Consider the following 13605-nt stretch of genomic DNA (forward strand, 5'->3'; position numbering starts at 1 on the left):
AGACGAAATAAAGTCTCCGCCTTCTCTTTGCCGGCGGGCGCCAGCGCTCCATATCTAAAATTAGAAGACTGATATGAAGGGCGAAAAGCGCCCCGCTGTTGACGTTTTTTATTCTTAGGTCATGCTGTCAGGAAACGGCACGGTCTCGACAAGGAAATTTCCGCGACAAATGAATACGCAGACGACGCCATCCCCGCAGTTTTATCTGACGGCTCCGGCTGCGTGTCCGTACCTGCCGCATGAGATGGAGCGAAAGGTGTTCACCCATCTGGTCGGCCCGCGCGCCGCCGAGATGAACGACATCCTGACGCAGGGCGGTTTCCGCCGCTCGCAGAACATCGCTTATCGCCCGGCCTGCGAATCCTGTCGCGCCTGCGTTTCCGTGCGAATTCTCGCCCAGGAATTCGAGCCGACGAAATCGATGAAGCGCGTGCTTGGCGCCAATTCCGACGTCATCGCCACCGAATTCGCAGCCCAGCCTTCCAGCGAGCAATATTCGCTCTTCCGACGCTATCTCGATTTTCGCCACCAGCAGGGCGGCATGTCCGACATGACCGTGCTCGACTATGCAATCATGGTGGAAGACACGCATGTGAATACGAGAATCATCGAATATCGCCGGCGCGAGGAAGGCTCGGGACTGGAGCAGCGGCCAAAGGGCGAGCTGCTCGCCGCCGCCCTCACCGACACGATGAGCGACGGGCTGTCGATGGTCTATTCCTATTTCAATCCGGCGCTTGAGCGGCGTTCGCTCGGCACCTTCATGATTCTCGACCATGTCCGGCGCACCAAAGCGCTGGGACTGCCGCATGTCTACCTCGGCTACTGGGTTCAAGGGTCGCGGAAAATGGACTACAAGACGCGCTTCCAGCCGCAGGAGCATCTGACCCCGCGCGGCTGGGAACGCTTCGATCCCTCATCCATGCCCGAGAGCACCCACGACTGAATGTTTCCGACCGCTCTTTCCAACCATCGGAAGGGCCTGCTGCTGACGGCGATCGGCGGGCTGGCGCTTTCGGTGGATATCCCGCTGATGAGGCTCGCTGACGGCGAGCTGTGGCCGATCCTGGCCGCGAGAAGCATCGCGACCCTTGGCGTGACGCTTCTGGTCGCCACGGCGCTCCGGATCGCCAAGGGGCGATGGCCAGTGCTGGTGCCGGGCTGGCCGGGCCTGGTCACCGGTCTGCTTTACGGCCTGACGACGGTGATCTTCCTTCTCGCCGTTTTCAACACCTCGACGGCCAATGTCGTTTTCATCGTCGCCTTCAATCCGATGTTTGCCGCCCTTCTTTCCTGGATTTTCCTCAAGGAGCGGCCGGCGCTGGCAACGCTGATCGCCATGGCGGCGATGATCTTCGGCGTCGGCCTGATCGTGCGGGACGGGCTTTCGGGCGGCCATCTCTTCGGCGATACCATGGCGCTGCTTACCGCCTTCATCATTGCCGCCGCCATCACCATCAGCCGCGCATCCCGCCGGGAGATGGGCTTCGTCTCGCTGCTTTCGACGGTGTTACCGGCGGCGGTCGGCCTGATCTCGGTCATGCCGGCAGGCGGTTTTTCGATCGAGCATCCGACCTGGATCCTCTTCAACGGCGCGGTCATGATGCCGCTTGCCTTCTGGTGCCTGGCAACCGGGCCGCGTTACCTTTCCGCGCCGGAGGTGGGCATGTTCTACCTGCTCGAAACCGTGCTTGCACCGATCTGGGTCTGGCTGATCTTTGCGGAAACGCCGGCGACCATGACGCTCGTCGGCGGCGGCATCCTGGTGGCGGCGATCGCAGTGCATTCCGTCTGGATGGCGCGAAGGAAAAGCATCAGGCAAATGGCAGGATAGGAAGTTGTCGCCTGCTCGGCCTCATGTTATAACTCCGTTATCACACAGAGGATGAAGCGATGAACGTCACTATCCGCAAGATCGGCAATTCCGAGGGTATTATCATCCCTAAGGAAACCCTCGACCGACTTGGATTGAAGACCGGCGATTCATTGGAATTGCAGTTGGAAAACGGCGGCATCACTTTGAAGCCGGCCGATGAGGATTTGTCTCGTCAGCTCGAGGCGGCACGATATTTCATGGACAAGTATAAGGTCGCCTTGAAAAAGCTGGCCGAATAATGGCTTTCAAATTCCTGACGAGACCATTGGTGGAGGGCCTGCAGAAAATGCAGATCGAGCGCTTCGGCGGTCTCGCAGGACTGCGTGACGAAGGCGCGCTGGAATCCGCTCTCGGCCGGCCGATGCACAAGGCAAATTACGGCTGCGACGACGTCATCGAACTCGCCGCCGCCTATCTTTTCGGCCTTGCCCGCAACCACGCATTCGTTGACGGCAACAAGCGCATCGCGATCGTAACCGCCGGTGTGTTCCTTCTGGAAAACGGCTACGAGATCGAAACGACCGATGCCAATCTCTACGCTTTCGTTCTTGCCGTAGCCGCCGGCGAGATCGACGAAGGAGGCGCGACCCGCTTCCTGCGGGATTTCAGCATACCCCTCAGCCCGTCGCCTTGAACTGCTCCTGCTCTAGTTCCCTGCCAAGACCTTCGACCACATGCGCCCAGCCTTGCCGGGTCTTTTCCTCGTGTTCGGCCCATTCGGCGCACATTTCATGGGTCAGCGTCAGACGGCTGCCGCCGCCGAGAGGCTCGATGTTGATCTCGACGCGGTCGCAATTGTGGTCATGCTCCTCGACGGAGAAGCTGAAGACCATGCGCTGCGGGCGCTTCAATTCCAGGAAGACGCCTTGGTGAAAGGCGTCGCCGGTCGGGCGGCGGTCGACGACGAAGAAACGGCCGCCGACACGCGGATCGATATCGGCGCGGATGACATGACCGTCATCCGTCGCAAACAGAAAGCGGCGCGCGATTTCAGGGTTGAGCCAAGCGTCGTAGACAACAGCAGGCGGTACTTTGTAGGTGTGGCTGACATGCAATTTTATGGTGCTGGCGGGCATCGATTTTCCTCCGGTAGTGGCGCGCACACTCCTCCCGTGCACGGCCTGCGGCCATTCCGTCCGCCTCCGGAGCCGGCCTTCTCTTATTTTTGGTAACAGGAATGAGATAGAGAAGTTCCCGCGCCCGCCAAGAGCCGACCGCGGAATTTTTAAGCCTCAGCCGGCGAATTTGCCGCTGCGCGGGAAGCCCTTCGGCACGGTCCGGCCGGCGGTGGCGCGGTCGGCCAGCCATTCGGCGAGCTCGTCCTTGTTCTTCGTGAAGGTGCGGCCGGCGCTGTCTTCCCAGACGAGGCCGTCTGATATCGCGAAGCAGCGGACATCGGAAATGCCGCCATCCTTATAACGCTGCAGACGCACGCCCTTGCCGCGCGACATTTCCGGCACCTGCACCAGCGGGAAGACCAGAAGCTTGCGGTTTTCGCCGACGACGGCGACATGGTCGCCGCTGACGGGCACGAGCAGCTGCGTTTCCTCGGGCAGCCCGACATTCATGATCTGCTTGCCCTTGCGCGTATTGGCGACCAGCTCGGCTTCGGGAACGACAAAGCCGTTACCGGCGGTCGAGACAATGAGCTGCTTGCGCGAGGGATCATGGACGAAAGCGGTCAGCACCGCCTGGTCGTTATCCATGTCGACGATGATACGCAGCGGCTCGCCGTGACCGCGGCCGCCCGGCAGCTTGTCGCCGCCGAGCGTGAAGGCTTTTCCGCCGGTGGTGACGATCAGGATCTTGTCCGTGGTCTGCGCCGGGAAGGCGATCTTCAAGCCGTCGCCTTCCTTGAAGGTCAGCGTCGCCGTGTCGGCGATATGGCCCTTCAACGCGCGGATCCAGCCCTTCTCGGAAATGACGACGGTGATCGGTTCCTTCTCGATCATCGCCTGCTGGATTGCTTCCTCGTCGGTCTCGGGCGCATCGGCGAACTGGGTGCGGCGCCGGCCGACCTCGGTCGCCTTGGCGAATTTCTTCTTCACTTCGCCGATTTCCCAGGCGACCGTCTGCCACTGCTTGTCGTCGGAGGAAAGCAACGCCTCGATCTCGCCCTTCTCCTTGGTGAGTTCGTCGAATTCCTTGCGGATCTCGAACTCTTCCAGCTTGCGCAAGGCGCGCAACCGCATATTGAGGATCGCCTCGACCTGATTGTCGGTGAGATCCCAGCGCGCCATCATCACCGGCTTCGGCTCGTCCTCCTCGCGGATGATGCGGATCACCTCATCGATGTTGAGGTAGGCGACCAGCAGGCCGCCGAGGATTTCAAGGCGTCTGTCGATCGCGGCCAGACGGAAGCGCGAACGGCGCTGCAGAACTTCGCGGCGGTGGTCCAGCCACTCCTTCAACACCTCGTTCAGCGCCATGACCCGCGGGATGCGGCCCATGGAGAGCACGTTCATGTTGAGCGGGAAGCGGCTTTCGAGTTCCGTCAGCTTGAACATCGACTCCATCAGGATCGTCGGATCGACGCTGCGGGTCTTCGGCACCAGCACGACACGGATGTCTTCGGCCGATTCGTCGCGAATATCTTCCAGCAGCGGCAGCTTGCGGGCGATCAGCAGCTCGGCGATCTTCTCGATCAGCCGCGATTTCTGCACCTGGAAGGGAATTTCGGTGATGACGATCTGGTAACCGCCGCGGCCAAGATCTTCCGTCTGCCATTTCGCCCGCACGCGGAAACCGCCGCGGCCGGTGCGGTAGCTCTCGATGATGCTGTCGCGGTTGTCGATGATGATGCCGCCGGTGGGGAAATCCGGGCCGGGGATGAATTCGACCAGCTTTTCGACGGTCGCATCGGGATGCTTGATCAGATGCAGGGCGGCATCGCAAAGCTCGTGGGCATTGTGCGACGGGATCGAGGTCGCCATGCCGACGGCGATGCCGGAAGAGCCGTTGGCGAGCAGGTTCGGGAAGGCGCCGGGAAGGACGACCGGCTCGGTATTCGATTCGTCGTAAGTATCACGGAAATCGACGGCATCCTGATCGATGCCTTCGAGCAGCAGTTCCGAGACCGCCGTCATCTTCGATTCGGTGTAACGCATGGCGGCGGGGCTATCGCCGTCGATATTGCCGAAATTGCCCTGGCCGTTGACCAGCGTGTAGCGCTGCGAGAAATCCTGGGCGAGACGGGCAAGCGCGTCGTAGATCGACTGGTCGCCGTGCGGATGGTAGTTACCCATCACCTCGCCGACGATCTTGGCGCATTTTCTGAAGGCTGTATTCGGCCTCAGCCCCATCTCGTTCATCGCATAGACGATGCGGCGATGGACAGGCTTCAGCCCGTCGCGCACATCAGGCAAAGCGCGGTGCATGATGGTCGAAAGCGCATAGGCAAGGTAACGCTGCTCGAGCGCCGCCTTGAGGTCGACCGGCTGGATGTGATCGTCGTCTCCGCCTGAAGGCGGCAAAATCTCTTGTCCCATAGGTTCTGACTAGCTCAGAAGAGGCCGGCGGGCAAGGAATCGGGGCCATTGCAGCTGTGGATGAAGTCTTGGGACCGACATCAAAGGATGAGACAAACGCTCCGCCCCAATTTGGACTTCGTTTGCCGTTCCTCTCAACAAAAATTTAGAGGTCGGCAAATATAAAGCAGGCCCAATCCGTAGTAGCGTCACTGCAGATTTCCAACCGCCACCACGCCACCAGAGGAATCACCCCATGAACTTTTACCGGACAACGCGGCTGATGCTATCGGGCGCAGCCTTTTTCTCGCTTGCCGGCTCGGCTTTCGCTCTCGACGGCGCCGATCTGCTGAAGAAGCTGAATGCCGCCTATGCCGCACAGGGCGGAACGATTTCGGCTGACAGCGTCGATATCGACGGCACGACCGCGACGCTGAAGAATGTCAGCGTCAAATCGGCAGGCGGCGAAAGCCTGGCTGTCGGCGAAGTCACCCTTTCCGGCGTCGAAGAAGACGAGGATGGCGGCTATTACATCGAAGAGGCCGCCTTCCCCGATATCAACACCACGAAAGACGGCGTCACGGTCACCGCGCAGGAGCTGACGCTCGGCGGCATCTCGATCCCGGCAACGCCGGGCGGCGATACCCTCGATACCATGATGCTCTACGAGACTGCTCATACCGGCCCACTGAAGGTGGTCAAGGATGGGGCGGAATTGTTCTCGGTGCTCGAAAGCAACGTCAACCTGACGCTGCGCGAAGACGAATCCGGCTTCGATTTCGACGGCGCCTTCAAAAGCATGAAGGCCGATCTCAGCAAAGCCGAGGATCCGCAAAGCAAGGACGCCATTGAGAAGCTGGCCCTGCAGCACATCCAGGGCGACATCACCATGAAGGGCGCCTGGGAACTCGCGCCCGGCACGATCGACATTTCAGAATTCGCCTTCGACTTCACCAACATCGGCAAGCTGAACCTTGGCTTCAAGATCTCGGGCTACACGATGGCCTTCGTGAAGTCGCTGCAGGATGCGATGAAGCAATCCGAAGCCAACCCGAACAAGGAAGAATCGCAGCAGGCGCTCGGTCTTGCCATGCTCGGCCTGATGCAGCAGCTTTCCTTCGAGGCCGCGCAGGTGCGTTTCGAAGATGCCTCGATCACCAAGCGCGCGCTCGATTATGCCGGTGCACAGCAGAACATTTCCGGCAAGCAGATGGCGGATTCGCTGAAGGCGATGACGCCGATCATGCTGGCGCAGCTCAATATCCCGGAACTGCAGAACGCCGTTTCGGCTGCCGTCAACACCTTCCTCGACGATCCGAAGAGCCTGACCGTCAAGGCCGCTCCTGAAAAGCCGGTACCGTTCCCGACAATCGTGGGCGCCGCCATGGGCGCTCCGAACACCCTGCCGCAAGTGCTTGGCGTCAAGGTTACCGCCAACGACTGATTGCTTCGACCTTCAGATGAAAGGCCCGGCCGCCCAAGCTGCCGGGCCTTTTCGTTTTCAGGCGCGGTGGCGGCCAACCTCGGCGATGGCGAGGGCTGCAAGATCAAGCAATTCCTCTAGCGATGCACCGTCCCTCGCCTGCACCGACATGCCCTGGATGATGGCGCCAAGAAACCGCGCCAGCGCGCGAGCATTCGTCCCGGCCTTCATGTCGCCCTCGCGGATGCCGCGCTCGATCCTTGCCGAGAAGGCATCCAGAGACCGACGACGCAGCGCCGCAACATGGTCGGCGATCACATCGTTCTCGCTGGCGCAGTTCAGCACGGCCGTCGAGATCATGCAGCCTTTCGGATGCTCTGGAGCCGAGAAAATCGCCGCCGAACCCCGTAATATGCGCTCGAAGGCGGAGACGGTGTCGATCGGCTCACCGAGCGCGGAAAACGTGTCGGAGCCCAGCGTTCGGTATTGTTCCAGCGCGGCGCGATAGAGATCGGCCTTCGAGTTGAAGGCGGCATAGAGGCTTTGCGGCGTGATGCCCATGGCGGCGGTGAGATCGGCGATCGAGGCGCCCTCATATCCATGCGCCCAGAAGGTCTCGCGCGCCGCCGACAGCACGGTCTCGCGGTCGAAAGCCGGCGGTCGGCCGCGGCGGCGTACGGTAGGATTTTCCACGTCTCGGCTATTTTTCACAATGATCACTCTAGAAATTAGAAGCGGCTTTCTGTATTCAGGAACGGTCATTGTGATTATAGAAGGTTTAATCTGATGAGTCTTCCCCTCGAAATGGCAGACGCCGACAGGAATTCATCGCTTGCAGCTGCAGTCGATGCGGCCATCACAAGTGCTCTCGACGACAAACGGCTTGTGGGAACGGTGGTGCTTATCGCCCGCGACGGAGAGATCGTCCATCGCCGCACCGCCGGCCTTGCCGACCGCGAAAGCGGTCTGCCGATGCGCGAGGACACCATTTTCAGACTTGCCTCCATCACCAAGCCGATCGTCACCATCGCCGCGATGCGGCTCGTCGAGCAGGGAAGAATCGGGCTCGACGACCCGGTGACGAGGTGGCTGCCGGACTTCCGACCGAGGCTGCCTGATGGCAGCGAAGCAACCATTCGCATTCGCCAGCTGCTGACCCATACCTCCGGCCTCAGCTACAGCTTCTTCGAAGAGGACGGCTCTTATACCCGCGCCGGCGTTTCCGACGGCCTCGACGAACCGGGACTGCCGCTGGCCGAGAACCTGCGGCGGATCGCCAGCGCACCGCTGCGCTTCGCGCCGGGCAGCGACTGGCAATATTCCGTCGCCATGGATGTTCTGGGCGGCGTCATCGAGGCGGAAACCGGCGTGCCGCTGGGCGAGGCCGTCGCTGAACTGGTGACGAAACCGCTTGGCCTTGCCGATACGGCGTTTTCGGTTCGCGATCGCAGCCGGCTTGCCGCGGCCTATATGGATGCTTCACCGGAACCGGCGCTGATGGGCGAGACTGCGCTGGTGATGTCGCTGATGGGTCCCATCCGCTTCGCGCCGAACCGCATCTTCGACCCCGCCTCCTATCATTCGGGCGGCGCCGGCATGGCGGGAACGGCGGGTGACGTGCTCGCCATACTCGAAACCATCCGTAGGGGTGGCGCACCGCTGCTCTCGACCGAAACCGTAGGGATGATGATGACGGACCAGGCTGACGGCCACCGCCAGCAGCACGAACCCGGCTCCGGCTTTGGCTTCGGCTGGTCTGTTATCACCAATCCGGCCGAGGCAGGCGTCCCCTTCCCCAAGGGCACGTTGAAATGGGGCGGCGTCTACGGCCATAGCTGGTTCATCGACCCGGTCAACGGGCTGACCGTCGTTGCGCTGACCAACACGACGCTGGAAGGCATGTGGGGCAAGTTCACAGTCGATCTTCGCGAGGCGATCTACGCGTCATTGTGAGCGAGCGAACAAAATGAAAAGCCCGGCGATTTGCCGGGCTTTTCATTTGGGATCAGATGATCTCAGTCTTTCTTGACCGGCGGGATCGGTCGGATCGAGAGCTCGCGCAGCTGCGTCGGGGTTGCCGGGCTCGGCGCGCCCATCAGCAGGTCCTGGGCCTGCTGGTTCATCGGGAACAGCGAGATTTCGCGCAGGTTCTTCGCGCCGACGAGCAGCATGACGATACGGTCGATGCCGAAGGCAGCACCACCATGCGGGGGCGCGCCGTACTGGAAGGCGCGGTAGAGGCCGCCGAAACGGTCTTCGACGTCCTGCTGGCTGAGGCCGACCTTTTCGAAGGCGGCGACCATGGTTTCCGGCGACTGGTTACGGATCGAGCCCGAGGCGATTTCGAAACCGTTGCAGACGGCGTCGTACTGGAATGCCTTGATCGTCAGCGGATCCTGGTTCTGCAGCGCATCGAGGCCGCCCTGCGGCATCGAGAACGGGTTGTGCGCGAAATCGACCTTCTTTTCTTCCTCGCTCCATTCGAAGAACGGGAAGTCGACGATCCAGCAGAGTTCGAAACGGTCGCGATCGACAAGGTTCAGCTCTTCGCCGGCCTTGGTGCGGGCTTCACCGGCAAACTTGTAGAACTTCGCCGGATCGCCGGCAACGAAGAAGCAGGCGTCACCGTCATCGAGGCCGAGTTGGGTACGGATCGCGTCGGTGCGCTCCTCGCCGATGTTCTTTGCAAGCGGGCCGGCACCCTCGAGCTTGTCACCTTCCTTGCGCCAGAAGATGTAGCCGAGGCCAGGCTGACCGGTCGACTGCGCCCAGGCATTCATGCGATCGCAGAACGCTCTGGAACCGCCGGTCTTGGCCGGAATAGCCCAGATCTCGACCTTCGAGTTGGAGGCGATCATGCCCGCGAAAACCTTGAAGCCCGAGCCGGCAAAATGCTCGGTCACGGCCTGCATGACGATCGGGTTGCGCAGATCGGGCTTGTCGGAGCCATATTTGCGAATCGCTTCGTCATAGGGGATGCGCGGCCATTCCTTGGTGACCGGCTTGCCTTCGGCGAACTCTTCGAAAATGCCGGTCATCAGCGGACCCATCGTGTCCCAGACATCTTCCTGGGTGACGAAGCTCATTTCGAGGTCGAGCTGGTAGAATTCGCCCGGCAGGCGGTCGGCACGCGGGTCTTCGTCGCGGAAGCAGGGCGCGATCTGGAAGTAGCGGTCGAAGCCGGCAACCATCAGCAGCTGCTTGTACTGCTGCGGCGCCTGCGGCAGCGCGTAGAAAGTGCCGGGATGGATGCGCGAAGGCACGAGGAAGTCGCGCGCGCCTTCCGGCGAGGAGGCCGTCAGGATCGGCGTCGTATATTCGGTGAAGCCGACATTGCTCATTTCGCGGCGCATGGCCGAGATGACCTGGGTGCGCTTGACGATGTTCCGGTGCAGCGTTTCGCGGCGAAGATCGAGGAAACGATACTTCAGGCGGACGTCTTCGGGATAGTCCGGCTCGCCGAAGACCGGCAGCGGCAATTCCTTGGCGGCGGAGAGGACTTCGATCTCCTGTGCGTAGAGCTCGATTTCGCCGGTCGCCATGGTCTTGTTGACCGTGTCTTCGGTACGGGCCTTGACGAGGCCATCGATACGGATGACCCATTCTCCACGCACGGTTTCCGCCATCTTGAAGGCCGGGCTGTCGGGATCGGCAACGACCTGGGTGATGCCGTAATGGTCGCGAAGGTCGATGAAGAGAACGCCGCCATGGTCGCGAACGCGGTGAACCCAGCCGGAGATACGGACGGTCGAGCCGACATCCGACTTGCGGAGGGCGGCGCATGTGTGGCTGCGGTAGCGATGCATGATCTCAAATCCTGGATGTGGCTTAAGACGGCAGCAAGGGTTCCAAGACCCTCAAGCGCCGACAAGAAAATCGGGCGGAAAAGCGCATGGACGCTCCGATTTGTCAAGGCTTGGCGCAAGCGGCCGAGCGTTTGACACGCGTTTATGGCGAGGCTGCGACCCGCATGCTGCGGCAGTTTGGCCGCGCTTCCTGTATTGATGAAGATGCCGGTCAACTTTAAAAGGATCGGCATTCTCACCGTGGAGCATCCGCATGCCTCTCCTTAGCCGCCGCAACCTTCTCAAGGCATCCGCTGTGGCGGGTGCCTATGGCGTCGGCATCGGCATTGCCGGAAAATTCGGGTTTGCCGAGGCGGCTCCCGAGCCGCAGCTGCTAACGGCGGTGAAGACCGAAGCCATGCTGACCGAGGCGGGACCGACCAGAGATATCATGAGCTGGGGCCATGACGGCATGCCGCCGGTCCTGCGGATGAGGAAGGGGCGCGCCTATGCGGCGCGGCTGAAAAACAGGCTCGACGAGCCGACGACGATCCACTGGCACGGGCTTCGCATCGACAACCGCATGGACGGCGTGCCTTTCATGACGCAGCCCTACGTCTATACCGGCGACAGCTTCGACTATGCCTTCACACCGCCCGATGCCGGCACCTTCTGGTATCATCCACATTGCAACACGCTGACGCAGATGGGGCACGGCATGACCGGCGTCATCGTCGTCGAAGATCCGGCCGATCCGGAATTCGATGCCGAGGTGGTGCTGAACCTGCGTGACTGGCGGCTCGGCGGCAACGGACAATTCATCGCCCCCTTCCGGCCGCGCGACGCTGCCAAGACCGGCACCTACGGCACGGTGCGCACCGCCAACTGGCACCAGGAACCGCGATATGACGCGCCGGCCGGCGGACTGGTGCGGCTGCGCATCGCGGTCACCGACGTGACGCGGATCTTCTCGCTGAAGATGGAAGGCGCCGATGCCACCGTGATTGCAATCGACGGCAATCCGGTGCCGAAGCGTTTTTCCCTCGACCTCCTGCAGATCGGACCGGGTCAACGGCTCGATCTTGCCGTGCGCATGCCGGATGGCGAAGGCGCGGTCGCGACGCTCGAGGATATCCGCGGCACGGCGCCGAAGGTGATCGCCAGCCTGCGCGCGGTCGGATCATCGTTGAAGCGCGATATCGGCGATCTTGGGCCGCTTGTCGACAATCCCGTCCCGAAGGCCGATCTAACCGCTGCCGAGCAGATCCCGCTGGTGCTGAGCGCCACTGCCGAGAATGCCGCCGTCGAAAGCATCTGCGGCACGCTGGGCTACAGTTTCTGGGCCATCAACAAGGTGCCGTGGCCGGGCGACACGCCCGATCCGACGGCGCCGCTTGCGGAATTGAAGCTCGGCAAGAGCTATGTCTTCAATCTGGAGAATACCACGCCGCATGCCCATCCGATCCATCTGCACGGGATGAGCTTCACGGTGATCTCCTCCTCGACGCGGGAGGTGATGCCGCTCACCTCCGATACCTATCTCATTCAGCCGGACGAGAAAGTGCAGCTTGCCTTCGTCGCCGATAATCCCGGTGACTGGCTGCTGCATTGCCATATCATCGAGCACCAGAAGACGGGGATGACGAGCTATCTCAGGGTGAGCTGAGGCCGCTGCACTTTCATCGCGATTGCCGCCGTGCACAAGCCTTGCCTCAGTTTGGACGTGATTCTTAGCCAGCAATGCTCGAAGCGTATGCTGTTGTATTGACATATCGAACCGAAAGGAGAAGGAAGGTTTAACCGACCTTTTCCTTGCGAATGAAATGATATGATCGAAACCACCGCCGATTTGGCGGCCGCCTGCAAAGAGCTGGCCAAGTCCGACTTTATCACCATCGACACCGAATTCCTGCGCGAAACGACCTTCTGGCCGGAGCTCTGCCTGATCCAGATGGCAAGCCCGACGACGGAAGTTCTCGTCGATCCGCTGGCCAAGGGCATCGATCTCGCCCCCTTCTTCGAGCTGATGGCCGATACGAAGGTGCTGAAGGTCTTTCATGCGGCCCGCCAGGACATCGAAATCATCTTCAATCGCGGCAATCTCATTCCGCATCCGATCTTCGACACGCAGGTCGCCGCCATGGTCTGCGGCTTTGGCGACAGCGTCTCCTATGACCAGTTGGTCAGCCGCATCAAGAACGTCCATATCGACAAGTCGTCGCGCTTCACCGACTGGAGCCGCCGGCCGCTCTCGGACAAACAGCTGGATTATGCGCTGGCCGACGTCACCCACCTGCGCGACGTCTACCTGTCGCTGAAGGCGGAACTCGAACGCGAGGGCCGCACCTCCTGGCTCTCCGAGGAAATGGATATTCTCGAGTCGCGCGAAACCTACGACATGCATCCCGACGATGCCTGGCAGCGGCTGAAGATGCGCCTGCGCAAGCCGCAGGAGCTGGCGATCCTGAAATATGTCGCCGCCTGGCGCGAACGCGAGGCGCGGGCCCGCAACGTGCCGCGTTCGCGGGTGCTGAAGGATGATGCGATCTATGAGATCGCCCAGCAGCAGCCCAAGGATACTGAGGCGCTCGGCCGTCTGCGCACCATTCCGAAGGGTTGGGAGCGTTCGACTTCCGGCGCCGCTGTCATCGAGGCCGTCAACACGGCGCTTGCTCTACCGAAGGCCGATATGCCGCATGTGCCACGCCAGGCGCAGGCGCCCGAAGGGGCCGCTGCTGCCGTCGAATTGCTGAAGGTTCTGCTGAAGCTGATTTCGGAAAAACACGGCGTGGCACCGAAGGTGATCGCCAACAGCGAAGATCTCGACAGGATCGCCGCCGAGGGCGAGAAGGCCGAAGTCGCTGCCCTGCACGGCTGGCGGCGCGATCTTTTCGGCGAGCCGGCACTGCAACTGATCCAGGGCGCGATCGCCCTGCGCTTCGTCGACCGGAAGGTCGAAACCGTCAGCCTCTGAGGCGACTGCATTACGCCTTAAATCGGCATCGATTTAAGGATAGATTATGCAGTCATTCAAAGTGCTACAGCGCCGCGCGT

General features: G+C 61.4%; 13 protein-coding genes. 9 read left to right on the forward strand and 4 right to left on the reverse strand.

What is annotated here, in order from left to right:
- The first annotated feature begins 169 nt into the window (after positions 1-169).
- Genes G9X68_RS01100 through G9X68_RS01115 form a run of 4 tightly spaced genes read left to right on the forward strand, consistent with a single transcriptional unit; the run spans position 170 to position 2510 of the window.
- A complete protein-coding gene (locus G9X68_RS01100; protein WP_018241509.1) occupies positions 170-946 on the forward strand; it encodes an arginyltransferase in 777 nt (258 codons plus the stop codon).
- Positions 947-1834 carry a DMT family transporter gene (locus tag G9X68_RS01105; protein ID WP_171600931.1) on the forward strand — a complete coding sequence of 296 codons (888 nt, stop codon included), beginning with the start codon at positions 947-949 and terminating at the stop codon, positions 1832-1834.
- Positions 1835-1893: 59 nt separating this feature from the next.
- The gene (locus G9X68_RS01110; protein WP_129418678.1) at positions 1894-2115 is read left to right on the forward strand and encodes an AbrB/MazE/SpoVT family DNA-binding domain-containing protein; all 222 of its coding nucleotides are present in this window, start codon (positions 1894-1896) and stop codon (positions 2113-2115) included.
- Entirely contained in the window at positions 2115-2510 is a 396-nt protein-coding gene (locus G9X68_RS01115; RefSeq protein WP_171600932.1) for a type II toxin-antitoxin system death-on-curing family toxin, read from the forward strand. The genes G9X68_RS01110 and G9X68_RS01115 overlap by 1 nt, the downstream gene beginning before the upstream one ends.
- Here G9X68_RS01115 and G9X68_RS01120 read toward each other — a convergent pair.
- A complete protein-coding gene (locus tag G9X68_RS01120; RefSeq protein WP_129418676.1) occupies positions 2494-2952 on the reverse strand; it encodes an SRPBCC family protein in 459 nt (152 codons plus the stop codon). The genes G9X68_RS01115 and G9X68_RS01120 overlap by 17 nt on opposite strands.
- 156 nt (positions 2953-3108) lie before the next feature.
- Complete coding sequence (parC, locus tag G9X68_RS01125) at positions 3109-5364, reverse strand: DNA topoisomerase IV subunit A (RefSeq protein ID WP_171600933.1); 2256 nt, start codon at positions 5362-5364, stop codon at positions 3109-3111.
- 235 nt (positions 5365-5599) lie between these two features.
- Between parC and G9X68_RS01130 the strand changes: the two genes are divergently transcribed.
- Positions 5600-6787, forward strand: a complete 1188-nt coding sequence (locus tag G9X68_RS01130) for a hypothetical protein (RefSeq protein WP_171600934.1) — start codon at positions 5600-5602, stop codon at positions 6785-6787.
- Between the two features lie 57 nt (positions 6788-6844).
- On the opposite strand, the gene G9X68_RS01135 is transcribed toward G9X68_RS01130, so the two are convergent.
- Complete coding sequence (locus G9X68_RS01135) at positions 6845-7486, reverse strand: TetR/AcrR family transcriptional regulator (protein ID WP_171600935.1); 642 nt, start codon at positions 7484-7486, stop codon at positions 6845-6847.
- Between the two features lie 66 nt (positions 7487-7552).
- On the opposite strand from G9X68_RS01135, the gene G9X68_RS01140 reads away from it, so the two are divergent.
- The gene (locus tag G9X68_RS01140) at positions 7553-8719 is read left to right on the forward strand and encodes a serine hydrolase domain-containing protein (RefSeq protein ID WP_171600936.1); all 1167 of its coding nucleotides are present in this window, start codon (positions 7553-7555) and stop codon (positions 8717-8719) included.
- A gap of 62 nt (positions 8720-8781) precedes the next feature.
- Here G9X68_RS01140 and aspS read toward each other — a convergent pair whose 3' ends face one another.
- Entirely contained in the window at positions 8782-10572 is a 1791-nt protein-coding gene (gene aspS / locus G9X68_RS01145) for an aspartate--tRNA ligase (RefSeq protein WP_171600937.1), read from the reverse strand.
- Positions 10573-10658: 86 nt separating this feature from the next.
- Here aspS and G9X68_RS32140 point away from each other — a divergent pair, with 86 nt between their 5' ends.
- From G9X68_RS32140 to rnd, 3 genes are all read left to right on the forward strand, one after another.
- Positions 10659-10793, forward strand: a complete 135-nt coding sequence (locus G9X68_RS32140; protein WP_280526502.1) for a hypothetical protein — start codon at positions 10659-10661, stop codon at positions 10791-10793.
- A 32-nt stretch (positions 10794-10825) separates the two neighbouring features.
- Positions 10826-12217 (forward strand): multicopper oxidase family protein, encoded by a 1392-nt coding sequence (locus G9X68_RS01150; RefSeq protein WP_171600938.1) that lies wholly within the window; start codon positions 10826-10828, stop codon positions 12215-12217.
- 162 nt (positions 12218-12379) lie between these two features.
- A complete protein-coding gene (gene rnd / locus G9X68_RS01155; protein WP_017959852.1) occupies positions 12380-13525 on the forward strand; it encodes a ribonuclease D in 1146 nt (381 codons plus the stop codon).
- Positions 13526-13605 lie beyond the last annotated feature (80 nt).

The organism is Rhizobium changzhiense (assembly GCF_013087625.1).
Classification (GTDB): domain Bacteria; phylum Pseudomonadota; class Alphaproteobacteria; order Rhizobiales; family Rhizobiaceae; genus Rhizobium; species Rhizobium sophorae.